Below are 26577 nucleotides of genomic sequence, written 5' to 3'. Positions count from 1 at the left end.
GCCCACGAGAAAACTGAACACCCAGTAAGCATTCAGACGCACTGATGGCCTGTATTCAGACGTTGTTGATCGACGCGCGCTGCGAGTCCAGCCACAACAGCAGCCGATTGGCGCTCATGGGCCGCGCACAGAGATAACCTTGAGCGTGCACACAGCCCAGCTTGATCAATGATTGGCGCTGCTTTTCGGTTTCGACACCCTCCACCACCACCGACATGTTCAGCGCCTCACCCAGCGCGAGGGTGCTGCTGACAATGGCGCGATTGGCGGCGTTGGTATCGAGGTCCTGAACGAAACTGCCGTCGAGTTTTATCTCGGTAAAGGGCAGCTGGCACAGGCGCTCCAACGATGAGAACCCCACGCCAAAATCGTCGATGGACAACCCGGAGCCCATCATCCGCAAACGGATCAGGCTCTCCAGCACCGCCGGGGAAGTTTCGAGCAAACCGCTTTCGGTAATTTCAAAGGTCAGGCAGGACGCCGGTACCTGATAACGTTCGATCAACCCGCTGATACCTGCGACCAATTGCGGGTTGCTGAATTGCTCCGCCTGCAGGTTAAACGCGAGATTCATCTGCCGTCCGGTGGCCAGGACTTCCTGCCACACCATCAAGCCCTGTTCAAACAGGGCGAAAAACAACTCGTCCATCAGGTAGAAGCTGTTCAGCAAGGGCAGGAAATCAGCCGGTGACAACAATCCATAGCTTGGGTTGTCCCACCGCGCCAAGGCTTCCATGCTGTCCACCGCGCCGGTGACCAAATTGAATTTTGGCTGGAAAAACGCCCTGAATTCATTCTCCTGAATTGCCTTTTTCAAGGCGGACTGGGTGAACCATTTCAGATTGAGGGAGCTTGAAACGTCCGTTCTTCGCACGGCCAGCGACTCCAGGAAACCGGCCACCATGGGGCCTATCTCACTGGCCCGTACGGGCGTATCGACATACCCCAACACCTTCACACCGTGCATCGACAGCATGCGATCCAGGGCGCCGTGCAGGTTCGCCGGGTAAACACTGCAAATGATCAGCGCCTTGAGCAGCCCGCCATGACTGAGGTCCTCGATCAGCGACAGCCCTTGGGTGCATTGCAGTTTCAAACTGCACAACACGATGTCCACCGGACCGTTAAGCGCCAGTACCTCCAGCGCGGCAGCACCGTCGGCAACCGCTGTGACGTCTTCACAACCGAGATCCTGAAAAACGCTCGTTGCGATCAGTCGTTTGAAAGGCTGTTCTTCGATAACCAGAACGCGTATCGGTAGGAAAGACATGGCGGTTCTTACACAGGTGATGGGGACCGGTAAATTATTGCGCCCCACCCCTGCTGTGTATTTAGGATTGGTCCTAATGGCCTCTGGAAAAACTCCGTGTGCCAAACGGAAATTTCCGACACGAACAGGAAACGTCCGAAGGCTGACCCAAGGGCCCGTGACCCTGGGGTTTCATGGCAAGGCGATCAAGGCCGCTTTCAGTGCAAGCATGGCTTGCTCCAGGGCCAGGGTGGCGGCGGTCACTTCGCCGGGCTCCGCCTCCTCACAGGCCGTTTCCAGCTGCGCACAACGAATCAGCACGTTCTGTGCGCCGACAATCCGCCCGCCGCCCTTTATCCGGTGCGCCAGCGTGGCAAGGCCTTCGACGTCCATGTTTGCGTAGCATTGCATCAGCACGCACATGTCCTCTTCCAGGCTGAGCGCGAGGTTCTTGGTAATGGTGCTGACCGAGTCCTCGTCGCCCCGGGCCAACTGGATCAGTGAGGTCAGGTCGAGATTGATCCCCTGCCCCACCATGGCCAAGGGCGCTTCATGGGGATGTGCCAATGGCTCGATGATGGACATCCGGGCACTCAGCTCCCTGAGCCGGATGGGCTTGAACAGGCAGTCGTCCATGCCGGCATTCAGGCACCGCTGTTTTTCCTCGGGCTGGGCATTGGCGGTCAGGCCGACGATGACGCAGGGTTTCGAGCCTTTGCGCTGTTCTTCGTCGCGGATGGCGCGGGACAGCTCGTAGCCGTTCATGATCGGCATGTGACTGTCGGTGATCACCACGTCATACGTACCCTGGCGCCATGCCCTGAGGCCGTGTGCACCATCCTCCGCGTCGGCGACGTCATGCCCCAGGTACGTCAACTGTTGGGACAGCAGCAAACGGTTTGCCGGGTAATCGTCCACCACCAGCACACTCAGGCGCTTCGCTCGAAGCACCGGCGAGACTGAGTCGTGGGTGGTCGGGGCAAGGTTTTCAAGCACCGGCAGGCGCAAGCTCACGTCTATGCGGGTGCCCCGCCCCAGCTCACTCGACAAGGTCAAGCGCCCGCCCATCATTTCGCACAGCGTGCGAGAAATGGCCAGGCCCAGTCCCGACCCCGTACGCATCGCCTCAGCCGGCTGGCCGACCTGGGTGAAGGGGCTGAACAACAGGGCCTGGTCCTCTGGCGAGATGCCAATGCCGGTGTCGATGACGCTCAATGTCAGGTCCAGCTCGGAGCCATCCACCACCGGGGTGCAGCGCAGAAAAACCGTACCTGGCCTCTGACGGTAAACTTGATCGCGTTACTCAACAGGTTCGACAACACCTGCTTGACCCGCATGGCGTCGACCAGCACTTCACAGTCCGCCTGGGGGTCGAGATCAATCTGCAGTTCGAGAAATTTCTGCTGCGCGACGCCATCAAAGATACGGGCGACCTTGAGCACCTCGTCATACAGGTTGGCTCTTTTCGGCGCCAGGGTGAGTTGGCCGGACTCAATGCGCACGATATCCAGGATGTCACCCAGCAAATCCACCAGGCTGTTGGCGGCGCTGGAGGCGATGTCCAGTGACACCCGATCGATAATGCCTTGTTCGGCCCGTTTGCTGGCCATTTCGAGCATGCCCAGCACGGCGTTCATGGGCGTACGAATTTCATGGCTCATGGTTGCCAGGAACAAAGTCTTCGCGTTGTTGGCGTCGTCGGCCTCTTTTTGTGAGGCCTTCAACTGAATCATTAACTGTTCGCGGTCGCTGACATCCACCCATCCCGCAATCACCCCGACCGCCCGCCCGCGAGCATTGAAGCAGGGGAAAATCCAGTAGAACAGCGCCAGCGTTTCCCCGTACGGCGCGACGAGGCTGCCGCTGCCAATCAGCGGGACACCCTCGCGCACAACCCTGAGGTAATGCTCGTGGTATTGCCGGGATTCAGACAACGGCATCAGTTGCAGTTCGGTGATGGGCTTGCCCAGGACCTGGTTCAGGTCCATGGCCAGGAAATCCAGGTAGCTGTTGTTGCACGCGACCAGGCGGCCCTCATGGTCGCGAATGAACACCGGCCGGGGGACGTTATCGATCATCTCGCGCATGTTGGCGACAAATGTCGCCAGGACCCGACGCGGGTCATCGGCCTTGCGCCGCCACAGCAGCACCCCAAGGTTCCAACAGAGGATAGAACCCAGCCCTGCCAGCGCCATACCCCAATAGAGCGTGGATTGACCCTGGGTGCGCACCACCATGTCGAGTTCGAAATCGGGCGTGCCGGCAATGTGCGGTTCCGCCCGCGCCAGTAACGGCACCCCGGCGATCAGCAACGCGGCAACAATCGTTTTGGCGGCCTTCATCAGATAATACTGTTGCGCTTGGCCACTTCCGAAAGTGACACGACTGACGTCACTTCAAAGCGCTCCAACAAACGCGTCTTGTAAGTGCTGATGGTTTTATTGCTGAGCAGCATCGAGTCGCCGATTTCCTTGTTACTGCGCCCCTGCGCAAGATGCTTGAGGATCACCAGTTCGCGATCCGACAGGTTTTCGATCACCCGCGCTTCATTCATTTCGACGTCACTGCGCCGAACCGAACCAATTGCCAGGTTGGGGAAGTACGTGTAGCCGGACATCAGCACTTTGACGGCGCGACGCAGGTCGTCCAGGCCGTCGATCTTCGAGATAAAACCGGCAGCGCCCGCGCTCATGCAACGCTTGAGGTACAGACCGGCTTCCAGGGACGTGAGGACCAGAATTCGCGTGGCGATATTCAGGTCGATAATGCGCCGGATGACTTCCAGTCCGTCGAGCTTGGGCATCGAAATATCCAGCACTACCAGGTCCGGTGTCTCCTGACGCGCCTGTTGCACAGCGTCGGCACCGTCGCCCGCCTCTACTACTGTTTCGAAACCTTCCTGTTTCAAGACCATTTTGACCGTCGCCCGAACTATCGGGTGGTCATCCACTACCAGCGCCTTGCGCATATCTATCTCACTTATTGTGTTTATCTGGACACAGACCACGAAACGAGAAGGCGTAGAGGGAGGCAAGCGACTACACCGGCAGAGTCTAGTCCAACCGCACCTGAACAATGCGGGTTATTTTTGCCCTTCGCGCGTTGTCATTTTCAGATCGGCTGTGTCATTCCAGCCACTCTTTCAAGCGGCGTGCACTCATGGGTTTGGCCAGGTGAAAACCTTGTGCAAAGGTTCCACCCATGGCGAGGGCCTGGTCGCGTATTTCCTGGCTGCTGACACCTTCGATCACCAGGCTGATCTCAAGCGCGCGGGCCAACGCAATCGTGCTGATCATCATGGCCCTGCTGTGCAGGTCGGATAAATCCTGCACCACCGAACTGTCGAGTTTCAACTCCTGGAAAGGCAGCTGGCACAGCAACGTCAACGAAGAAAAACCGGTGCCAAAATCATCGATCGACAGGCCACACCCCAGCAGGCGCAAACACAGCAAACTTTTCTGGGTGGCCACCGGCATATCCAGCAGGCCGTTTTCGGCCAACTCGAACATCAATGCCGAGCCTGGAAGATCGTGCTCGATCAATGCGTTTTCGATGTACAGCGCCAAATCAAAACGGGCCAATTGCGACGCATGCAAATTGAACGCAACCTGCAGCGTAATATTGCGGCCTCGCAGGGCAACCAGCAGGTCAAGGCCTTGGGCAAACACCTGCTTGAACATGTCGTCGATCAGGTCGTACGCCAGCACCGCTGGCAGAAACTCACCGGGCAGCAGCAACCCACGGGTTGGGTGCTCCCAACGCGCCAACGCTTCCACGCCGCACAGGGCGCCGGTCCGCAAGTCGAACTTGGGCTGGAACCACGCCTTGAACTCCCGCGCCTCAAGGCCATTTCTGACCTCGGGCTCGGTAGGCAACTTGAAGGAATCCGTGACCAACAACGGTGAAAAGGTTTTGTGCTTGATGTAATCACGCAGGATCGTGCTCAGGTCTTGCACGGGCGCGACAACGCCCATCACACCAATCAACTTGAGCTGTGAAAACTGATTGATGCACTCCACTGCCCGTAAGAACTGAGGTTCAAGGGTCGCGCCTAAAATCAGCGCATTCACCAGGCGTGCCCGGCCCGCGAGCATCAGGAAGTCAAAATAGCCGAGCTTCTCGTTGCTCAAGTCGCAGATAACGATGTCCACGCCTTCTGCACGGGTGATCAGGTCCAGGGCTTTTTCACATTCCCCCGCCTGGAAAACCGCACGCACGCCCAGCACCGTCAAGGCCTGAGCAATGGCTTTGCGACGTGGCAGGCGATCCTCAAGTACGAGAATTCGTAAAGAAATCATGTTGGTACAGACCCTGTTTTCGTTGCCGCCATGCTGCCGTCTTTATTGGCGAATTACGAAAGCCGTTTTCCTGCATATCGCAGGGAAATTTCCGAGGAGATGGCAGAAGGCTTTTATTGGTTGAACGTGAAGCCTTGGCGGATGCCCCGACCTGTTGGAGGCGTCTATTGATAAACGAAGGTGACACCGATAACGGACTGCACATTTCCTGCGACGACCCGCCCACCGGTGCGGGCATAGGACGCCGTCATCCCTAGCTCTACGGGGCTGACGCCGACCGAGCCCAGCGAAATATTGTGGTTGGTCGCGATCACGCCGCTGGCGTTTGACAGCTGCACGCCAATACCGGAGGCGGGAGACGCGGAAGCCGTATTGCTAAAGGTGGTGTTGGCGCTGTCGGTGGTCGGACCCGTCAGGAAATAGGACAGGTTCTGGTTTTGCGCACAGTGCACGTTCAACGGCACTGCGGCCGATCCCGGGTAATCAGGCAGGGTTATGCTCACATTGCGTGAGGAGACATCGCAGCCACCCGTGGGAACAACCACGGTGTTATTGGCATAAATATTCCAAGTATATATTTCATTCGGGGTGGGAGCGGTGTTGTACTTCGTCATGGTGAGGACGGCTAGCATCTGCCCGGCATTAACAGCGATTCCAGCGGCGTTAGCGCCGATAACTTTCAAATAAAGTGTGGCATTCCATGGCACCGTCCCCTCCGGCCACGATTCAAAGATATCGGTGGCTGAGTTAATAGGGAAATTATAGGATTTTCCATAAAAGCTTATGCTGCCTGTAAGACTATTTAGTGGCCCAGTGTACTGGCCGGAAGTAATAGCTACAGGGTCGAGAAAGTGGGCAGGATCTAAGTTCTGGCACGTGATGCTTTCGCCGAGGTTGACGACGAGATTTCCTCCTACTTGAACGGACGGATCCAGGTTTACATAGACGTTGGAAGAGGTATTGTTGCCGACGGGAACTGGTTGAGTCCCGTTCACAAAGCACAAAAAAGCATTGGCACTGGTTGAAAGTCCCAAGGTCAGCAACAGCACTAGCACGGCGCTGATTTTCATCTTCATTGGTCACACCTTTACTAGGAGTATGTATACGTAACGTTAATCGTGGCTTGAATACTGCCTTGCTGTGCATTGCCATTAACGGATAACGCACGCACCTGCAGCGATAGGCTCGCTGACTGCGTCGACCCATCTACATGGACGGTAGTGGAGTTGCCATTATTCAAGTTGTTGCCGTTGGTGTCCTGCAACTCCAGCTGAAGATTGAGCGCGTCGCCCTGGTTCTGGTAGTAGCCGGTGTCGTCGGCAACGCCTGTAAATGTCGCTGTTACGCTTGATGTTCCCACCGGGCAATTAGTCAAACCCAGCGTCACCGGGTACCAGCCTGAACTTGATCCTGCCTGACTGAAATCGGCGGCAAACAGGTCTCCCAGAGCAACGGCTGCCGGTGGGGTTGAGACCGTACAAGGTTGCGCTACAACTCTCCCGTTGACCGTAATGGTCACGTCTGCCGCATGGGCATTGATGATTCCGGCAATCAGTAATAATCCTGCCAACAGGGTTGTCTTCATAGCGTTCATTCCCAGCCTCCTTTATTGAAACTCGAGCGTGAAATTGGCAGTCGCATTCACGACTCCCGCCGTCACAGGGGAATGGGTCGCCATCAGGCACGCATAAAAATTCAGGGTATTTGATTGGCCCGCGATCAGGTGCGTCCAGCTGAGGGATTGTTCAGCGGTGTTTAAAGGGATCGCCTGTTTTTCACTGTTCAGTATCTGTATGCCCATACCGCTGGCGGCATTAACGCCATCGTCAATTTTAAGCAGTGCGATATTGTCATTGTCTGATGTGCCACTGTAGCCAACCCGGACGCCAGTCGTTGAGCCACCGCACTTATCAAAGACTATCGTGAAGGGAACAGGAACAGTCGTCGTCCCAACATGATTGAGTTGTTTGGACGCATTGCTCATCAAGTCCACAGTAAAGTCTTTGGAGTCGACCGACACCGAACAGGAATTGTCTTTAAGGTAACCGGTGATAGAAATGCTGGTGTCCACTGCATAAGATTGATTCGCGAGGCACGGCATCAGGCACAGGATACAAAGGTACTTTTTCATGGCTGGAGCATCCTGTTTTGATTACTGGCACGTCGCCGAGGCATAACTCAAGGCCTGCGCCAGGCTGTCGGCCGGCAGGCTGTACGTTGCGGTACAGCGATCGTTCGTACCGTCCCCCACTTCACGCTTATTTGCCCTGTCAGCGACAGCCCGGTCAGATAGACTTGGCCACCTTCAGCAACAATGCTCCCCGCCAAGCCCTCGCCGTATGAGGCGATTGAGCCGAATGGCACCGGCTTGTCGTTGTGGGTCAGCGTCATCAGGACTTTCATCCCGACACGGGCTTTAAAATCAGCACGCACGACGGCCCCACGCGTCGGCACGACGCTTAATATCGGGTCTTCCAATTCAATGTTATTGGCCAGCGAGTTAGTGTTCAGGGCTATCCGGTTCTCACGATAATCCGTCGCATACGGAAGCACGGCATATCCCCTCCAGTCCGTGCGTATGCCGGTCTGGTTTTCGACGGCGACATGCTCTGCCCCCGGTACTTTTATCAGCACCATGGTGTCGTTCAACGGCTGACTGAAGGTCACGCCATCCGCGTGCGCCAATACGCCACCGCTGACGCCGTAATACACCTGGCTGTAGTCTTCACTGGTGCTGTACCCGATATTGGAATTGCCGTAGGGGCCGCGATAGTTCAGAGAGGTGTTGCCGGTTTTCGAAGCGTCTTCGATACCACCACTGGCGTATCCGGTTTGTACGCTGTAACTGAGGTTGTGCTCATCAAGCAGCGTGCCATAGAGCCCTGCCGTGCTGGTGTCCCGACCTTTTAAATCACTGGATGTATTGAAACTGGCATTGGTGTTTTTAAAGGATGAGTGACTGTCTGAACGCATCCAGTGGCTAAACGGAATACTGATATTGATCGCCAGCAACTGATCTTTATTGTCCGCCCAGGCGCTCTTTGTCAGGCTGTAGTTCACCCCCCAACTGATGTCTCCGATTGTACTGTTGTACCCGAGTTGGAGTTGTTCGTCCGACTGCCCCGTTCCCCAATAGCTCTGTTGGCTACCGGTTAAATACACCGTAGACGTCTTGCCCACCTGTTGCGTCAACGTGGCCTGGAAGCGACCCCGCTTGCTGTAGTTCAGATTGTAGGCATCCGTGATTTGCGGCGTTATTTGAACCGGTTGATCCTGGCTGACCAGCGTGAAGCCACTCATCTGGCTCCATGCCGTGTCAGCCAGGGTGTAGAAATTTTTCGTCGAGTAGCGGTAGCCCAACAGTTGCAGGTTGGTCCCCCACTGGTTGATGGACTTGTTGTAAAGAAACCGCAGGGACTGCCCTTGGTGTTGAGTGTCGTCAGGCAATGTCGCCCGGGCCTCCGTCAGGTCGGCCGATATCGCACCGAGGTCGCCCAGATTCTTGCCCAAGCCAATGTCCAGGGCGTGATAATTGTTCGAGACCTGCGTGCCTCCGAAGACTGTCCAGTCATGAGGCAAACCCCAGAATGCAGTGCCCTGAAGAAACTCCGGCACGTCTTGCTGCGCATTGCCGCTGCGATACTGCCCCCCCGTCAGCGAATACTTCAGTTGGCCTTCACGCTCCAGCATCGGCACAGATGAATAAGGCACCGTGAACGATTGCGTTGAACCGTTAGCCTCTACAACCGTGACCTGTAAATCGCCGCTGGTGCCTGGCGCATAGATGTCGTTGATGGTGAAAGCACCGGGGGGCACGGTGGCCTGATAGATTTCATACCCATTCTGTTTCACCGAAACCTTGGCTGTGCTTCGCGCGATGCCGCGCACAACGGGTGCAAAGCCTCGCTGACTGTCCGGGAGCATGTTGTCGTCCGACGCAATTTGAGCGCCCCGGTAGTTAATGCCATCGAAAATATCGCTAGCGGTGAAACCGTCACCCAGGGTCAATCGGCTGTGCCACGAGGAAATGCCCCGCTCCACATAGGTGTTGGTGTGTTGCCACTGGTTCTGCGTCACGCCCGCGCCGTGGCTGTAGCTCCACGTGGTGGTGTCCCTTAATCGCCAGGCGCCCAGGTTGAGGCCGCTTTGCAGGCTGAGGTATGAATAGTTGGACACCCCGCCCTGCTCGCTGCGCACTTCGCTGCCGGTGTAGTTGTAATTGAGCAATCCCGCGGTAATGCCGTCATCCCATAGTTCCGGCGCAATGTACCCGCGCGCCTGGCTGCCCATGAGTGCCTGGGGAACGCTGAGGGAAAGGCGCTGCAGGCCAACGTCGAATGTGCTGGTGGCGTCGTTGATGAGTCGCGTAAACGGTACACACGCCGTGCTCTTCATGGCCATGATCTCGGGCACGGCTAACGTGTTGATGCCGAAGGACGCGAGTTGAGCGCGGGTCAGGCACGGTTCCAGCTTCTGCCCATCGGGGCTTTTGGCGAAGGTAACGTCCCGGGTCGCCATATAGCCATCGTTCATGTAGATGTCCACACGGTAGGTGCCGGGAGGCGCCTCCAGGCCTTTTTCAAAGGCAGAGAGATCCGCCACTGATGCAGGGTCATCGGCAAGGAATCGCGGGTTGAAATAGTTGTCTGCACGCGCCGAATAAAAGGGGACTACGAGAACCAACGCCAAGGGTGATAACAGTGATCTTTTACGTGCTGACTCCCAGGTTCCATTTTTCATGTGTGTGTTACCGCCAGCTCCATAACCCGGGATTGATTCGCTCAACACTATTACTGCTCGGTTCCTTTCATCACTGGCGTCAGCGCGCCGTAGTCGTTGATGGTTCGATAGCTGATCGCCCCGGCCGTGTCCCCAGGCAGGCCCACTGTCACGGAGCCCATAGGCGGCGCCATCGCGTTCTCCAGCGTCCGAGTACCGGCAGCAAGTTCCGTGATGGTCAGGAAGTAAGGGCTGGGATTGGTAATAAGCAGGGTTTTCCCACTGCGCTTGAAGGTCAACTTTGCCGGTGCGTCTTCCGGGGAAATACTCAGATCCCGTGGGCGATACAGCAGTTTTATCCGGCTGGTGATTGCCAGTTGCAGCGTATTGTCTTTCTGTTGGGCCTTGTCTACAGACGGAATGGCCTTGACGTTGATCCAGAATAAACTTTCCCGGTCTTTCGCCAGGCTACTGTTGCTGGCATCGACAATACGCAGCGTGTTGTCCTTTTTTCCCTGCATCACAAACAAGGGCGGTGTAATGACAAACCGACCGTCTTTCTTGCCTTCACTGTTCTCAACCCAGGACTGGATAAGAAAGGTGTCCTTGTTATTGTTGTTACTTAATCCCAGCGCTGTTTGTTTCTGATCGGCAGGGTAAATAACGCGCGTTGCACCGAGGGCCACGCCCGCTTCCGCGGGGCTGGCGAGAACAGCCACTGCCAATGCGAGCAGGGTTGGAATTGTCTTTGCGGTTATCATGATTTTTTTCACATCAATCTTGTCGGCGAACACAAACTTATTACAACAGGAAGGCCTTCCTGGCCTGAGCACATCCTTGTCAGTTACGGGTTACTGGTATTGCACTTTGAAGTTCGCGTTGGCGTTGGCAGTACCCGCTGTGGCTACACCCGTCGCGATGTAACGTGCCTGGAACGGCAAGGTGTTGGTGCCATCATTGAGGGTCAACGGGTTGCTGAACGTGGCGCCGTCAAACGTCAAGGGGTGCCTACGCGGTCCAGAACCTGAACGCCGACGTTGGTTGCAGCACCGGCAGCAGAGCTTTCCAGGGCCAGCGCTTCGGTATTGGTGGGATCAGTGACACCCGTGAACGCGACAGACGCTTGAGATGAAACCGAGGTGTCGCAGTCATTCAGCTGGATATTAAAACCAACAGCCGTACTGGTCTGACCGGCCGCGCTCAGTGCCGCGGTTCTCACCTGGCCCAGTTGTACGGTCTGGTCAGTAGAGCCCGTATCAACTGCGCAAGCTGCGTTAACAACTTCACCCTGAAAGTGAATGGTGCCGCCATTGACTGTTGTAATGTCTGCGTGAGCCACGCCTACAGACAGCAGTGAGGCTGCAATCACGCTGTTAATCAGATTAATTTTCCGCATAACTCTAAACTCCATATCTTTTGGGATTCCAGTACTTGGTATAAGGCAACTCAAGCACCCGAACTATAAGTAGCTCTTTAAGGAATAAGAATGGAGCAGGTTCCCGCCGGGTTTTATGAAACCTCTTGGGTTTAGAGCGATAATTCCGTACCCCGGAGAAATTTCCTCCACCGAACCGTTTCATTGGCGATGCCGTGCACGCATCCACCGCCACATCTGTCATTCGACTGCAATACAACCCTGCCTAAGATCCGCCCAAGGATCTCCACCATCGGCCTTTGAGGTTTACCCCGGGCCGATTTTCAAGGTCAGTTATCTACGCGCGTAGATACCTGTAGAAGCAGAACAAACACACCCATTGGTCATGTCCGGGCCTTCCTTGGATCAGGAGTTTTTTGATGTCGACAGTTGCAAGTGCTGCTCAACCCGATGCGCCTATCGCATGGGGCGCAGCGGATGAAAGCTTGATAACCCCGCAAGGACGCCGGGAGTTGTATCGCGCCACCCTCGCCTGTTGGCTGGGCACGGCAATGGAGTACGCAGACTTCGCCCTGTATGGCCTGGCGGCGGGCCTTATCTTTGGCGATGTGTTTTTCCCCAATGTGTCGCCTGCGATGGCGTTGCTTTCCACCTTCGCGACCTGGTCGGTGGGTTTTGTGGCGCGGCCGATCGGCGCGCTGTTCTTCGGATGGCTAGGTGATCGTAAAGGCCGCAAGGTGGTCATGGTCTCGACCGTCGTGTTGATGGGTGCTTCCACCACGTTGATCGGCTTGATCCCCAGCTATGCATCGATCGGTATCTGGGCGCCGGCATGCCTGGTACTGCTGCGCTTTACCCAGGGCTTTGGTGCCGGCGCCGAATTGGCCGCGGGCACGGTGATGCTGGGCGAGTTCGCGCCCGCCAGACAACGAGGCCTGGTGTCTTCGGTGATTGCCCTGGGCTCCAACAGTGGGACCTTGCTGGCTTCACTGGTGTGGCTTGCCGTGGTGCAAATGGATCAACAGCAATTGCAGGAGTGGGGCTGGCGCATTCCGTTCCTGTGCAGTTCGCTGATTGCCCTGGCCGCCCTGTGGCTGCGGCGCAACCTGCGGGAAACGCCGGTGTTCGAACTTCGAAAGGCCCAATTGCAAGCGCAGCGCGATAACGCCCTCACTGCCCCTGTACAGCCGGTTGGTTTCTGGAAAGGCAGCCGGGCATTTCTGACCATGGTGGGCCTGCGCATTGGCGAGAACGGCCCGTCTTACCTGGCCCAGGGGTTTATCGTCGGCTATGTGGTGAAGGTGCTTGCGGTGGACAAATCTGTCGCGACCCAGTCCGTGTTGATCGCGTCGATCCTCGGCTTCTTGATCATCCCCTTGGCAGGCTGGCTGTCTGACCGGTTCGGTCGACGCATCGTGTACCGCTGTTTCTGCCTGCTGCTGATGCTCTACGCCTTCCCGGCGTTCATGCTGCTGGATTCCCGCGACCCGGCCATTGTGATGACCACCATCGTGGTCGGCATGGGCCTCGCTTCCCTCGGTATTTTCGGCGTACAGGCGGCCTGGAGCGTTGAGATATTCGGCGTAAAAAACCGCTACACCAAACTCGCCCTGGCCAAGGAACTGGGCTCGATTCTCTCCGGCGGTACCGCGCCTCTGGTGGCTGCCGCGCTGCTGACCTGGACCGGCCACTGGTGGGCGATTGCCGGGTACTTTGTCGCCATGGCCGGGATCGGTTTCGTGACGACCTTTGTCGCCCCGGAAACCCGTGGGCGCGACCTCAACGCGCTGGAAGATGCTATCTAGTTTCATCCCCCTGAAAAACCACTGACGCCTCGCAGAAAGGCGCAAACCCGCACGACGGTTCAACCACCAGTCGGGCGAAGCCATGCCTGTAAATCGGCAATCCATAGGAGCATTGACATGAAACGGTCCACCCTCGCACTGGCAGTGACTACCAGTATCCTTGCGCAACAAGCACTGGCCGCAGGCTTTATCGACGACAGCACGGCGTCGGTCAACGCGCGCACTTTTTACCTTCGCAGTGATAACCCGAACACCCCGGGCGTCGATCAGAACGAACTGACCCAGGGTTTCAAACTCGACTATCTCTCCGGGTTTACCCAAGGCACGGTCGGCTTCGGTCTCGACGTTCAAGCCATGCAGGCATTCAACCTTTCCGGTGGTACCCAACACCCGAGCGCCAGCACCTCGAACTCACTCGCACCGGTCGATTCGGACGGCACGCCGGTGGACAGCTGGAGCCGCCTCGGGGCCAACGCCAAGCTTCGCGTGTCCAAGACCGAGTTCCATGCCGGCAGCGCGCTGCAGCCTAACCTGCCGATCCTGGTGGCCAACGACGGGCGGTTGCTGCCGCAAACCTTTGAAGGCGTGACGGTAACGTCCAAAGACATCGATAACCTGACGGTCAATGCCGGGCAACTCAACCGCTCCACGGGGCGTGCGTCGTCCAACTCCACAGGGTTGGCCATTGCCGGTGGCACCCAGGACAGCAACTCATTCACCTACGCCGGCGCCGACTGGAAAATCACCCCCACCACCACCCTGCAGTACTACCGCGCCGACCTGAAGGACTATTACACCCAGGATTTCCTTGGCCTGTTGAACACCACGCCGCTGGGTGAAAACTCCCGCTTTAAAACCGACCTGCGCTACTTCAACAGCAAATCCCAGGGTCAAAACGGCACCACCGGCTACCTCTTCAACAACAACGGCGGCTACGCCAGCGAGCCGGGCAAAGTGGATAACACCACCTGGAGTGCGGCGTTCACCTACTACCTGGGCGGCAACGCGTTCATGCTCGGCCGCCAGCAGGTGTCTGACTCCGGCGGCACCGTGTACTTGAACCAGGGCAACGTAGTGGGCGGCGCCGGCAACAGCGAAGGCAACGGCGGCGCCAGCGTCTACCTGATTACCGACGTGATGGATAACTCGTTCATCCGTGCAGGCGAAAACACCAACTTTGCCCAGTACTCCTCCGATTTCGCCGCGCTGGGCGTGCCCGGTCTCTCGGCCTCGGCGCTGTACCTGCATGGCGACAACATCCGCTCGGTCGACGGCGCCAGCCGCTACTCGGAGTGGGAACGTGACATGCGTATCGACTACGTGGTGCAGAGCGGTCCGTTGAAAGGGTTTGGCACCTCGTTGCGCGAAGGCAGTTTCCGCAGCGGCATTCCCAACGTGGGTGCGGTGGACCAGGCGCGTGTGATCTTCAGCTACACCTACGCGATCTTCTGACCCCGAAGGGGCTGCGGGTGTCTAAGCGAAGCCGTACACAGGTCATCAAACTGAAATAAACCAGCAGTGATAATGCCGCCCATCTCAGCCCCTTCTCTTGCCGTAAACATCTACGCGGGTAGACCTGTTATCGGGTACCGCCCCGCGTGTCCATCGACTCACAGGAAATGGCAGGTCGCTTTGACAAAACAGTATCCCACCCGGGCCACACGCGATGATGTGGCCCGCGAAGCAGGAACCTCGGTCGCGGTCGTCAGCTATGTGATCAACGACGGCCCAAGGCCCGTCGCCAAGGCGACGCGCCAGCGTGTCCTGGATGCCATAAAACACACCGGTTACCGGCCCAATGGCGTCGCCCAGGCGCTGGCCTCGGGCAAAACCCGCACCTATGGGCTGGTTGTGCCGAATATCTCGAATACCTTCATCGCCTCTTTCGCCCATGCACTGCAACAGGAAGCATTGGACAACGGCCTGGTCATCCTGCTGGGCGATTCCGGTGACTGCCGCAAGCGTGAGCTGAACCTGATCAACAACCTCCTGAGCCAGCGAGTGGATGGCCTGTTCTACACCAGCGTCGACCGCCACCCGCATATCGAGCTGATCCAGGCCAGCGGCACGCCTTTTGTGATGCTCGACCGGGTCAACCCCAGCCTGGCCGTCAATATGCTGCGGGTCGACGAGCGCGGCGCTGCACGTCAAGTCACCGCGCATTTGCTGAGCCATGGTTACCGCGAGGTAGGCATCATTTGTGGCCCCCTGGAAATGCTCAACGCCCAGGACCGCTTGAACGGCTGGCGTGACGCGCTGGCGGACGACGGGATTGAGGAGCGCGCCGAATGGATATTGCCCGCCAGCTACACGCGACAAGGCGGGTATGACGCGACGCAGCGCATGTTGGCCGCCGGCCCCCGGCCCGCGCGCTGTTTTGCTCCAACGAAGCGCAAGCCATCGGCTGTATTCGGGCCCTGTCGGAACACGGCATAAAAGTCCCCGAACAGGTAGCCCTGGTGTGCTTCAACGGTACCGAGGAGTCGGCGTTTTATGCGCCGTCACTGACTACCGTGTGCCAGCCCGTGCGGGAGATGGCCAAAGCCGCCATTGCCATGCTGCTGGCCTGGAATGGCGAGGTGAAGCTGCAAGAGTTTTCTCACCGTCTGGTGATTGGTGAGTCCTGCGGATGCGGCGCTGTGCAAACACCGCGAGTCTAAAAAAAAGAAGGTGAAATGAAACGTTTAATTATTGATTGCGATCCCGGAAACGGGATTGCAGGCGCCAATGTTGACGACGGTCTGGCATTGGCGCTGGCACTGGCTGCACCCGAATTGTCGCTTGAACTGGTCACCACGGTGGCAGGCAACACCCCCAGCGCCGTGGGTTACAACGTCGCCAAAGACCTGATGGCCCGAACCGGCCGCTCGCTACCCGTGGTCAGGGGCAGCACCCAGGCACTGCAGGAACCCGGCGGGCCCTGGCGCGATGCGCTGGACAACACCGTCCATAAACGCCAGCTCGCGCATTTATGGAATGGCGTGCGCCCTCCCCTGAATTTCGAGGCCCCGGCCCAGGAAGCGGCCGACGCCATAGGCCAGTTGATTTGCGCGAACCCCGGGGAAATCACCCTGGTGGCGATCGGGCCGCTGACCAACGTGGCGCTGGCGATTGAACGCTACCCGGACATGATCAAGGCGGTCAGGCAAATCGTGATCATGGGCGGTGTTTTCGCCCTGGATGACTTCATCAAGGACACCAACTTCGGCTTCGATCCGGAAGCGGCGGACCGTGTCCTCGGTTGTGGCGCCAATATCACCCTGGTGCCCCTGGACGTCACCACGCAAACCCTGATGACGCACCACGACCTGGACCGTATCCAGCAACTCGATACGCCCCTCGCCCGTTTTATCTGCGAGACGTTCAGGCCCTGGATCGACTATTCAATGGCCACCCGCAGCCTGGCCGGTTGCTGGGTCCATGACGCCCTGGTGATTGCCTGGTTGCTGGATCCGCGCGTTGCCACCGCCACGCAGTACTACACGGAAGTAGAACTGCGCGCCGGCCGTACGCGGGGCAAAACCTGGCGCTATAAGCAGCCACTGCGGCTGGACGTTGGCATCACACCGCCTACCACTGGCCTGGTGAACGTATTGCAGACCGTGGACAACCGCTTGCTGCTGGAAATCATCGAACGGTACTTGTCGATGCAGCCGCTCAAAGCATCGGCGAGCTACTGACCACCCGCAGCGCCAAGCCTTCATACGCATCCAGCGTAATGGTGAAGTCCCCCTCGGGCGTCAAATCACCCTCTACCCGCTCATTGATGATGTCCACCACCGGCCCGGGCGCAATATCGGGCAGGTGCAGGGTTTCGGTGATGGGTGTGGAGCCGAAGTTCAGTGCGGTGATCTGGGTGCCTTTGCCCGCCGGCAGCTCGTGAACCATGATCAACAGCCCTGGGTGCTGCACGTCCGGCACCAGGATCTGGCGACTGGCGGCGATGTCGTAGGCACGGCGCACTGCGAGGATTCTTTGCAGTTGGGAGGCAAACGAGTCCGGGTCGGTCAACTGGCGGGTCAGGCTGCCGTACAGGGTTTTAGGGCGCGGCATGTGCCCGGCGGACTGCGGCGCGTCCGGGTTCAGGTCTACCAGGTCGTAGGCGCCGCGGTGAATCCAGCGCGTGTCGCCATCCAGCATCAAATGGGCAACGTCCTCTGCCGGCAATGGCAGTGCGCCGACCAGGTCCCAACCGGAGAGTGCGAACACCCCTGGTTGCATCGCGTTGTACATCACCAGCAGCAGGTGAATCTGGCGGATCTGCTGGATATCTGCGGGGGTGATTGCCTCAAGGTCGCGAATCCCCAGCGCCGCCGTGATGATGCTGGCGGTGGTGCAGGACACCCCGTTGGTCACGAACTTCAGGTTATACGGCGCGTGCTCGCCCGCCAGGCGTTCGTACATCTGCTCACGAATGTGCTCGCGCAGGATGCCGCCGGGGAAGGTCTGCCCCTGGTACAGGTAGGTGTCATGGGCGTGCAGCGTCCAGAAGTGCACCAGCTCCAGGGTCAGTTCGTCATGGTTCTGCAAGGCATGGATCAGTGAGCCAGGGTCGATGCCGAGGGTATGCATCTCCCGGAGCATCAGGCGCAGGAATTCGGTGTCCCCCATCAACAGCGCGTGCTGGTACGCCGGGCGGGTGATGAAGTCATAGGACAGATCGGCGCCGCCGTGGGACATGGCGGCAATGTCGTCCACCGTCAGGTTCAGCTCCTGGAAGCTGAAGCCGCCCGCCTTGCGAATCGCGCCGCCCAGCAATTGGTTGCCGGTGATGGACAGCGGATGGCTTTCAGACCAGGCGTTACCTTCAAGTTTGCGCTCCACGCCGAGGAATCCGTTGGCGTCCAGGCGCAGGATTTTCGCGCCCATCACGTCGATGGCGTGCAGTGCGTCACCAATGATCATCTGCTGCGCGGCGAAGGTCGGGTCCAGCCAGTTCAGCGACGGTTGGCCTTCCTTGAAGTAATGCAAGTACACCCAGCGCCGGGGCTTGCCGTCCACGCCGATGACCACGTCGGTGGCGCTCCAGTCGGTTTCCTTGACCCCGGGCTCGAAGAAAATCACCCGCTGCAACTGGCCGACGATGTAGTGCTTGTCTCTGAGGGCGTCGACCTGCGTCGGGCTGAGGTTCTGTGCATCGCGGCCTTCGGTAATCTCGGGCAGCAATGGCCAGTCTTCCTCGCGGATTTCCACCATGTGGTAGAGCCCGGGGTAGTCTTCGTAGGCCATCTCGGCCAAGCGGAAGTCCGCGCCCTTGCCGGTGTGGGACGGAATCACGTCGTCAATGATCACCGCGTTATGCGCGGCGGCCATGCGGGCCAGGGATTGAAGCTGCGCTTCTGTACCCAGTTGCGGGTCGATGTCGAAACTGATGCGGTCAAAGTTGCCGTCAATGGTCGGCGTGTGCTCGGTGCCCGTCAGGCCGCCCGAGCGTTTCAGCGGGCCGTTATGAATGCCCTGGATGCCGATTTTCGACAGCGCGTGCCACAAGGTTTCATCACCCAGGGCCTCCAGTACGCTGCCGTTTTCGCGAGTAACGATAGACGCCGGGTACGCCGTGAACCACACCGACGCCAGGGCTGAAGCATCACGGGGCCGCGTGTGTGCATAGGGCTGTTGCCACAGCCTGCCTTGCCCCGAGTAGAGTTTGGCCCGCTGTTTAGCGGCGTGCAGCATCGATTGTTCCACCAGCCAGGCCACATGATTCTTCTCGGCATCCGTCATAAATCGATCACCTGCGCTCATTAAGTATTCGATTCCGGCGCCTGCATTTGAGCTTGCATCGCCGCACCGTTGGTTATTGTATGAGGCCCTGAGCGACCATTCGTTGCATTGGCCGTCACCCATCATCAAGACCGAGGGCTGCACGTGGACTACTTCGCAGCGTTAACCGCCTTTGTGGAAGCGGCCGAGGGGAATAACTTCTCCCGCGCTGCCGACCGGCTGGGCATCAAGGCGTCTACGGTTTCACGCTACGTGAAAGACCTGGAGCAGGACCTGGGCATCGCCCTGTTCAACCGCTCGACCCGCACGCTGCGCCTGACCGAGGGCGGCCAGACCTTCCTGATGCACGCACGCCGGGTGCTGGACGAACTGGAGCAGGCCAAGGCGGCCACCTCGGCGCTGAACGAACAGCCCCGTGGCGTGCTCAAGCTCAACCTGCCGCCCGCCTTTGCCCGCCACCATGTGCTGCCCACCTTGAACGCGTTCCTGGCCCGCTACCCGCAGATCAAGCTGGAACTGGTGCTGGATGACCGCCACGTCAACCTGATCCACGCCGGCGCGGACCTCGCGATCCGGATTGGCACCCTGGCGGATTCCACGTTGAAGGCCCGCAAGATTTGCGATGAAAACTACCGGCTGGTGGCCAGCCCGGGGTTTTGCCGGGAGCACCCGGCACCGTCCAGACCTGCCGACCTGGCGGCACTGCCCGGGATTCTGGGGGCGGCTGAGATTGCTTTCGCCAACGGGCATGAAGTGTCGCCGCTGGTGCATCAAGACTGCCTCCGGATCAACGACCTGGACGCGCAGATGATCGCCGTACAGCAAGGCCTGGGGTTTGCCTTGCTGCCCGACTGGCTGGTGGCCGAGCGCATTGACGCCGGCGAGTTGGTGGTGTGGTTGCCTGAGTGGAGTATCCGGATCGCCGGCCGCGAATCGGCGGTGTGGTTCGTCTATCCACCCAAGCGCATCGTGTCTTCCAAGGTGCGGTGTTTCATCGACTTTATCGTCGAGCAACTCGGCGAAACGCCGCACTGGAAGCGCGTCAGCTGAAGCGTATATCCAGCGAGCGCAGGTAGGTTTGCAGCCCGGCGTCCTGGATCGGAATCAGGAACGCCTCGGTGTCGGACTCGTTGAAATGGGCATGCCAGTAACCCGGCGGTGTGACAAACGCCAGCCCCGGCGACCAGTCGACCCGCACCGGGTTGCGGATTTGCCCGTCGGCGTCCAGCTCGGTGCCCACCAGCGAGTAGCAGCCCTTTGGGCAATCGATGATGAAATCCAGCGCAATCGACTGGTGCCGATGGGGTTTTTGAATCGATCCGGCAGGCAGGATGCCGTACATCGCCCACAGCACATGGGTCACGGTGCGGGTTTGCGGGAAATGCCGATTGCCCAGCAGGATGCTGATGCGGCTGCGGTCCTGGGCGCGAGGATCATCGGCGGCTTCACGCAGCTTGGCGTTGGCCAGGTCCGCCGGGTACAGCGTCGGCACGAAGCGGTCGGCACTGCGGGTCACGCCCAGATAACGCAACAGCGGCTCGTCATGCACGTAGTACAGTCGCGCATCCGCGGTTGCGCTGAAGTGCGCTGGCTGCAGGCCCGGCAGCGCCAGGAAGCACCCCTTGGACCATTCGATCCGATGCTCACCCTGAACCACACTGCCCTGCCCCGCGATCACATAAAACACCTGTGAGGTGGCGTTGGGTTGCAGGTCCAGCGTGTCGCCGGCGTTCAAGCGAATGAAGTTCGCACACAGCCCCGGGCCGGTGGCCGGGCCTTCGCAGCCCAGTGCCTCGCTGAGGTCCAGCGGCACAACCCGGGACGGGCCGCTGTCGTACAGCGAGGCCGGGAAGCTGTGGTAGGGAATGCGGGTGATCAGGTTGGCACTGATGGGGTTGGCGGCTTTGCTGTATTCGAAGTATTCGGCGTCGAGCAGGTGCAGCGGCTGGGTATCGGTCACGTCAGGCTTGGATTCACGGTTCATTATGATCACCAATCTACGGCTGGATTTCGCGACGCCTGGTGGGACGTTGCGGCGGTGAAAACACTATAGGCACTGCGCGACGGCGGATTAATCCCCCCTGCCGCACAGCAGTTGTGCGACAGGGGGCAGGAACGTTCCCTAGAAGTAGTACTTGGCCACCAGCTCGTACTCATCCTGCCCGGTGTAGTCGCCTTGTTTGTTCCTGGCCATTTCGAACTTTCGCTCCAGGCCAATCGCCAGGGTGTCATGCAGGGTGATCAGGGCAAAACCGGCTACTGAATAGCCGCTGCGCCCCGAACTGTTTTTGTCCGAGAACAGGTTTACCCCGCCATACGCCTTGAAGAATCCCAGCTCGCCCATTTCTGGAAACGAATAGCTGCTATAGGACTCCAGCGCCTTTGCCTCGCGATAGCCACTGGAGGTGGGTGCCGACGCGTTCAGGTTGCGATACTCGCCATAGACCACGGCGTGGTACCAGGGCGCGTTGGTGTAAGTGACGCCGGACAACCAGCCTTCGACATTCGGGTGCCGGGTGTTGAGTTGGGCCTGGGCGTCCAGTGAACGCTCACTCATTTCGGTGTAACCGTAGGCCAGGCGCAGCGACCAATGCTCCGCCGGGCGCCAGACCGCGCCGACCTGATACAGGGCATCGCGGGAACTGTCGACAAACTTGCCGGCGCCCACACTGCTCGGGTTGACGGAATTGTGCACCGGGCCGGTGCCCAGGCCATACATGACGCCAAATTCGAAATCGTCGCTTCTGACCCGGTAGTACAGGGTTTTGTTCGGCCGTGAAAAGCCCAGCAACTGGTTGCCGCCATAACCATTGAAGGTGCCCTGGCCTTTGGTGCCATAACCCAGGTACCAGTCAGTGATCGAGCCGACCATGTCGAAAGTCAGGGACTTTTGCTGCCCATAACTGAGTTGGCCCCAGCGCGCATTGCGCACGAATACATACTGGAAACGCTTGGTCTGGGCGGCGGTGCCGTCATAGTAGAACGGGTCGTAGGCCCACTCCTGACGCATGCCCACGGCCCACTGCGTGTTGAGCTGGTGGGTGTAGATCATGTTGATGCGGTGGCCAATGCTGCCGGTGTGACGGCCCTGGATGTAAACCTTGTCGTTGGAGGCGAAAATGCCCTGGGCATGCAGCTCCAGGCGATCACTGTCGGTTTTGATCAGGTCAATGGCCATGGCCGTTTGGGCACTGCCCAGGGCCAAAAGACCCGCCAGGATAAAACGATGACGCACGCAAAAGCCTTGTCCAACACGACGAACAGGGGAAATCATGGATGAGTGCTCCCGCTGCGCCACCAGGCAATGGCGCAGACGTTCAAGAGGTAGGTGACGCTAAAGCCTGGATATTTTTATTTTTATGGGGTGTAACGGTCAGAACGAGACGGCTTGGCTGGCCCTCACGTTGTCCGACGCACTGGCCAGTTTCAGGGTGCGCTGGCCTCGTGGCAGCGCCCAGGATTGAGTCTTCACGGCCCAATACTGAAGCTTGCGCAGCGGCACTATGATGGACACGTCGCGTGTCTCCCCGGCCTTGAGGCTGACGCGATCAAACCCGACCAATGTCTGCGGCGCGAACTCGGCGCCCTCGATCGCCCGTTGCGGTGCACTCAGGTACAGCTGCGGCACTTCATCGCCGGCAACGTGGCCACTGTTGGTCAGCGTGAAGTCGACCTTCAGGTCGCCGTTGCCCAGGCGCCGGGTTTGCAATCCGCTGTAATCGAAGCGGCTATAGGACAGCCCGTAGCCAAACGCGAACAGCGGTGTCTTGTGCTGTGCTTCAAACCAGCGGTAGCCGATATTGACGCCCTCGGTGTAGCTGACCACGCCATCCAGTTGCTGGCCGCGCTCGGGGTGCTGCGGGTCAGTGGCCGGGTAGTCCTGCAGGCTGCGGGCCCACGTAAACGGCAAGCGGCCTGCGGGGTTGCTGCGCCCGGTGAGGATATTCGCGGTCGCCGGGCCGCCTTCATCGCCGGTCCACCACATCTGCACCAGGCCCTTGACCTTGCCCAGCCAGGGCATGGCCACCGGTGTGCTGGTGTTGAGCACCACCACGACGTTGGGATTGATCGCGGCGACTTCTTCGATCAGCTTGTCCTGGTCTCCCGGCAAGCCAAACTGCGGGTCGGTGCGCGCCCAGGCGAAAAACACCACCTTCTTCGCACTGCGCGCCGCCGCGAGTGCCTGGGCCCGGTTGGCTTCGCGCATGGCCGGCGTGACCCACGCCAGGCGTACTTGAACCGGCGCACCTGAGGTGTCGTTGTAGGTGCTGACTTCGATCAAGTGCTCGCCACGACTGAGCTTGACCATGCGCCGCACGTTGTTGAGGCCGTCGGTGGTCGGCATCAAGGCGTCCTGCCCCGGATGCACCACGTCACCGTGCAGCGCATTTTTCAGCGAGCTGCTTTCGCCGATGATTTTCCCGTCGACTTTCAGCACTGCACCGGCGCCGAGTATCTGCAGGTTGAGGTTGTAATCCCCTTCCTGGTCGATCGTCAGTTGGGTTTTCCAACTCGGCAAGGAGCTGGCCGCCAGGGCATTGGCACCGGTGAATGCCAGTTGGTTGTCGCGCTGGCCCTGCCCTTCGCCCGCTCTGATCCACCCCGGCTTGCCATCAAACGAAACCCGGTCTGCCGGAATCGCGACGCCGGTCATGTCATTGGCGACTGCCACGCTGATCACGGCGCTTGGCTCGAGGGCTTTCAGTGCATAGGCCGGCCCGACTTGCAGCTCCGGCATGCCGATCGCGTGTTCGGCGGAAACCCCCAGCGCCACCGGCTGCACGGCGCCCGGGCCAATCATCGCAAGGCCCTTGAGGTCGTCTTTCGACAGCGGCAGCACGTCGTCCTGGTTTTTCAGCAATACCGCAGAATGCTCGCTGGTGCGGCGCACGATGGCAGACAACCCTGCGACCATTGGGGTCGATTGCGGCTGATGACTGCCCTTGTCCAGCAGGCCAAAGCGCTCCATCTGCCCGAGCACGCGCCTGGCGGCCTTGTCGATGTCCTGTTCCTTGACGGTTTTATCCCGCAGGGCTTCAAACAGGTTGCTCGGCTTCTCGTCATTGGGGAATTGGCCCAGCAGCACGTTAGGCCGCTGGCCGACCATCCACTCCTCCGGCATCGGCCGGGCGAACACCTTTTTCATGCTGCCCATGGAGGTGTGCAACGCTGGCTGTTGCTGCTCGGTGTTGTCGTAGTAAGAACGCATGATGTCCCAGAACGGGTGCTTTTCATCGATGCGTCCGGGCATCTCCATGTCCATGCCGCGCTTGATGTATTGGGCGCTGTGCACGCCGCCCCAGTCAGAGGTGACAAAACCCTTGAAGCCCATCTGCTTGCGTAATACCTGCTCCAGCAGTTGCTCGTTGCCGCAGGCAAACTCGCCATTGAGCTTGTTGTAGGAACACATGATCGAGGCCACGCCTGCGTCCACGGCGTCCTGGAACGGCGCCAGATAGACCTCGTGCAAGGCCTGCTCGGGAATGCTCACGGCATACCCGGTCATGTCGTAGCCCACCAGGTGCTTGGCCTGGGCCATCACGCCCTGGCCCTGGATGCCCTTGATCACCTCGGCGCCCAGGCTGCCGGTCAACAGCGGGTCTTCACCATAAGTATTCCAGCCACGCCGAAAGCCCGAGTCACGAAACAGGTTGATGAAGGGCTCCAGCGCCACGTCGATGCCCAGGCGCTTGGCCTCTTCGCCGATCACCGTGCCGTTGTCAAAGGCATCCTGTTTGCTGAAGGTGGCGGCCAGGCCCATGGTGGCGGTGGGAATGATCGAGGCCTTGCGGGTCAGGATGCCCGGCGGACCGTCGGCCATACGCAGGGCCGGCACGCCGAGGCGCGGTACTCCCGGCAGGTAACCGGCCTGGCCCTGGTTGGTGGCGTCGGCTTCGGTCATGCCACGGATCAGGTTGAATTTTTCGTCCAGCGTCATCTTTTTCAGCAGGGCATCCACTCGGGCCTGGTCGGTCTCCCTCGCCATGGACTGCCCTGCCAAGGTTGAACACAACACCGCCGCCGTCAGTATCGACAGTCGGAAAAAACCAGGGCAAACACGCCCGTACCGCGTAAATGAGGTGGTCATAGGTAGCTCCGTTACTTCTGGGTTAACGTTGAGTGGGTTCTTTGACAAGCATCAGGCCCAACAGGGAAACCAGCCCACACACAATCAGGTAGAACGCCGGCGCATTGGGGTTGCCGGTAAGTGAGATCAGCAGCGTGCAGAAGAACTGCGCAAAACCACCGAAAACGATGCTGGCCAGGGCGTAGGTCACCGAGAGGCCGGTGGCCCGGACTTGGGCGGGGAAGATCTCTGCCAGCAGCACCAGCGATGGCACGGTGTTGCACACCAACAGCGCTGCGAGAATGCTCGCCACGATCACCAGTGCGGGCAACGTGGGCGAATGCTGCAACAGCACGAACGCCGGGTAGATCAGCAGCAGCAAGGCCAGCCGCGACCAGATGATCATGCGCTTGCGCCCCCAGCGGTCACAGGCGCGGCCGGAAGCCACTGCCAGTGCGACCTGCACGGCGCCCGCCGCGCAGCCGGTCCAGATTCCCGCCGACAGTGGCAGATGCAACTGCGCCACGGCAAAATTCGACAGGTAATGCAAAATCACATAGGAACCGGACGTGCCGCCGATGGCGATGAGGATCCCGGCGACCAGCGCACGTTTATGCTCGCCCCAGCTCAAGCGATGGCTGACGCCGCGCTTTACCTGGTCACTTTCCTGCAGGTGCCGGCGCATGTACGAGCCCACCGGAATTACCAGCAGACCGATCACGAACGGCAGGCGCCAGCCCCAGGCCATCACCTGTTCTTCGCTCAGGGCGTAGTTCACGCTCAAGCCCACCACCGCACCGAGCAACACGCTCAAGCCTTGGCTGAAGAACTGCCAACTGGTGAAGTAGCCGCGTTCATGACTGCCGGCTTTTTCCATCAGGTAGGTGGTCGAGGCACCGACTTCGCCACCAATCGCAAAACCTTGCAGCAGCCGGGCAAACACGATCAGCAGAGGTGCTGCGATACCGATCTGCCCGTAGGTGGGCGTCAGCACAAATATCAGCGAACCGATGGCCATCAACCAAAGGGTCAGTACCATTGCGGCCTTGCGCCCTACCCGGTCGGCATACTGGCCGAGCAAGATACTGCCCAGCGGGCGCATGAAAAAGCCGATGCCGTAGGTGGCGAACGCCAACAGCAGCTGGTTTGAGCTTTCCATGGGAAAGAATTGCTTACCGATGACCGTGGCAAAAAAGCTGTAGACCGTGAAGTCGTAGAACTCCAGACCGTTGCCAATGGTGACGGCCGCGATGTTGTTTTTCCTGCGGGGCTGGACCGGCGCCGACGAATACGCCGGCACGGCAGACGCTTCAGATGAAGTAGTTTCCATGATCGGGTCA

The 26577-nt window shown here is 59.2% G+C and carries 21 protein-coding genes and 1 pseudogene; 6 read left to right on the top strand and 16 right to left on the bottom strand.

What is annotated here, in order from left to right; genetic code table 11:
- Window positions 1-55: 55 nt before the first annotated feature.
- The 11 genes and pseudogenes from JFV30_RS12745 to fimA form a co-directional block, all read right to left on the bottom strand.
- Window positions 56-1270, bottom strand: coding sequence for an EAL domain-containing response regulator (locus JFV30_RS12745; RefSeq protein ID WP_010170842.1), 1215 nt, complete (start codon window positions 1268-1270; stop codon window positions 56-58).
- 171 nt (window positions 1271-1441) lie between these two features.
- Window positions 1442-2464, bottom strand: a complete 1023-nt coding sequence (locus tag JFV30_RS33165; protein WP_242487068.1) for a response regulator — start codon at window positions 2462-2464, stop codon at window positions 1442-1444.
- A gap of 2 nt (window positions 2465-2466) precedes the next feature.
- Window positions 2467-3591, bottom strand: coding sequence for a sensor histidine kinase (locus tag JFV30_RS33160; protein ID WP_242487067.1), 1125 nt, complete (start codon window positions 3589-3591; stop codon window positions 2467-2469).
- Window positions 3591-4217: a response regulator transcription factor gene (locus JFV30_RS12735; protein ID WP_201124099.1), complete on the bottom strand. Its 627-nt coding sequence runs from the start codon at window positions 4215-4217 to the stop codon at window positions 3591-3593. Before JFV30_RS12735 ends, JFV30_RS33160 begins: the two co-directional genes overlap by 1 nt.
- A gap of 157 nt (window positions 4218-4374) precedes the next feature.
- The gene (locus JFV30_RS12730; RefSeq protein ID WP_201124097.1) at window positions 4375-5547 is read right to left on the bottom strand and encodes an EAL domain-containing response regulator; all 1173 of its coding nucleotides are present in this window, start codon (window positions 5545-5547) and stop codon (window positions 4375-4377) included.
- A gap of 164 nt (window positions 5548-5711) precedes the next feature.
- A complete protein-coding gene (locus tag JFV30_RS12725; protein WP_201124094.1) occupies window positions 5712-6623 on the bottom strand; it encodes a fimbrial protein in 912 nt (303 codons plus the stop codon).
- A gap of 14 nt (window positions 6624-6637) precedes the next feature.
- Window positions 6638-7141, bottom strand: coding sequence for a fimbrial protein (locus JFV30_RS12720; protein WP_201124092.1), 504 nt, complete (start codon window positions 7139-7141; stop codon window positions 6638-6640).
- Window positions 7142-7153: 12 nt separating this feature from the next.
- Complete coding sequence (locus JFV30_RS12715) at window positions 7154-7678, bottom strand: fimbrial protein (RefSeq protein WP_201124090.1); 525 nt, start codon at window positions 7676-7678, stop codon at window positions 7154-7156.
- A gap of 47 nt (window positions 7679-7725) precedes the next feature.
- Window positions 7726-10287, bottom strand: a complete 2562-nt coding sequence (locus tag JFV30_RS12710; RefSeq protein ID WP_274610275.1) for a fimbrial biogenesis usher protein — start codon at window positions 10285-10287, stop codon at window positions 7726-7728.
- Between the two features lie 50 nt (window positions 10288-10337).
- Complete coding sequence (locus JFV30_RS12705) at window positions 10338-11060, bottom strand: fimbria/pilus periplasmic chaperone (protein WP_342215101.1); 723 nt, start codon at window positions 11058-11060, stop codon at window positions 10338-10340.
- Window positions 11061-11117: 57 nt separating this feature from the next.
- Window positions 11118-11662 (bottom strand): annotated as a pseudogene (gene fimA / locus JFV30_RS12700) (type 1 fimbrial major subunit FimA).
- Between the two features lie 398 nt (window positions 11663-12060).
- Between fimA and JFV30_RS12695 the strand changes: the two are divergent.
- From JFV30_RS12695 to JFV30_RS12680, 5 genes are all read left to right on the top strand, one after another.
- The gene (locus JFV30_RS12695) at window positions 12061-13446 is read left to right on the top strand and encodes an MFS transporter (RefSeq protein WP_201124088.1); all 1386 of its coding nucleotides are present in this window, start codon (window positions 12061-12063) and stop codon (window positions 13444-13446) included.
- A gap of 117 nt (window positions 13447-13563) precedes the next feature.
- Entirely contained in the window at window positions 13564-14898 is a 1335-nt protein-coding gene (locus JFV30_RS12690; RefSeq protein ID WP_201124086.1) for an OprD family outer membrane porin, read from the top strand.
- A 180-nt stretch (window positions 14899-15078) separates the two neighbouring features.
- On the top strand, window positions 15079-15882 hold the full coding sequence (locus JFV30_RS12685) for a LacI family DNA-binding transcriptional regulator (protein ID WP_242487066.1): 804 nt from the start codon (window positions 15079-15081) through the stop codon (window positions 15880-15882).
- Entirely contained in the window at window positions 15819-16106 is a 288-nt protein-coding gene (locus JFV30_RS33155; RefSeq protein WP_242487160.1) for a substrate-binding domain-containing protein, read from the top strand. Before JFV30_RS12685 ends, JFV30_RS33155 begins: the two co-directional genes overlap by 64 nt.
- A 15-nt stretch (window positions 16107-16121) precedes the next feature.
- Window positions 16122-17126 (top strand): nucleoside hydrolase, encoded by a 1005-nt coding sequence (locus tag JFV30_RS12680; RefSeq protein ID WP_201124084.1) that lies wholly within the window; start codon window positions 16122-16124, stop codon window positions 17124-17126.
- Here JFV30_RS12680 and treS read toward each other — a convergent pair.
- Window positions 17104-19170 carry a maltose alpha-D-glucosyltransferase gene (treS, locus tag JFV30_RS12675; protein WP_201124082.1) on the bottom strand — a complete coding sequence of 689 codons (2067 nt, stop codon included), beginning with the start codon at window positions 19168-19170 and terminating at the stop codon, window positions 17104-17106. The genes JFV30_RS12680 and treS overlap by 23 nt on opposite strands.
- A gap of 144 nt (window positions 19171-19314) precedes the next feature.
- Here treS and JFV30_RS12670 point away from each other — a divergent pair, with 144 nt between their 5' ends.
- Window positions 19315-20220, top strand: coding sequence for a LysR substrate-binding domain-containing protein (locus tag JFV30_RS12670; protein WP_201124080.1), 906 nt, complete (start codon window positions 19315-19317; stop codon window positions 20218-20220).
- Here JFV30_RS12670 and JFV30_RS12665 read toward each other — a convergent pair.
- The 4 genes from JFV30_RS12665 to JFV30_RS12650 form a co-directional block, all read right to left on the bottom strand.
- The gene (locus tag JFV30_RS12665) at window positions 20213-21154 is read right to left on the bottom strand and encodes a cupin (RefSeq protein WP_201124078.1); all 942 of its coding nucleotides are present in this window, start codon (window positions 21152-21154) and stop codon (window positions 20213-20215) included. The genes JFV30_RS12670 and JFV30_RS12665 overlap by 8 nt on opposite strands.
- 138 nt (window positions 21155-21292) lie before the next feature.
- Window positions 21293-22444, bottom strand: coding sequence for a porin (locus JFV30_RS12660; protein ID WP_207201864.1), 1152 nt, complete (start codon window positions 22442-22444; stop codon window positions 21293-21295).
- A 99-nt stretch (window positions 22445-22543) separates the two neighbouring features.
- A complete protein-coding gene (locus tag JFV30_RS12655; protein ID WP_242487065.1) occupies window positions 22544-25258 on the bottom strand; it encodes a beta-glucosidase in 2715 nt (904 codons plus the stop codon).
- Window positions 25259-25280: 22 nt separating this feature from the next.
- Window positions 25281-26567, bottom strand: a complete 1287-nt coding sequence (locus JFV30_RS12650) for an MFS transporter (RefSeq protein ID WP_207201863.1) — start codon at window positions 26565-26567, stop codon at window positions 25281-25283.
- Window positions 26568-26577 lie beyond the last annotated feature (10 nt).

Source organism: Pseudomonas sp. TH32 (assembly GCF_016650855.1).
GTDB lineage: Bacteria > Pseudomonadota > Gammaproteobacteria > Pseudomonadales > Pseudomonadaceae > Aquipseudomonas.
This window is presented reverse-complemented; position numbering and strand designations above follow the sequence as displayed.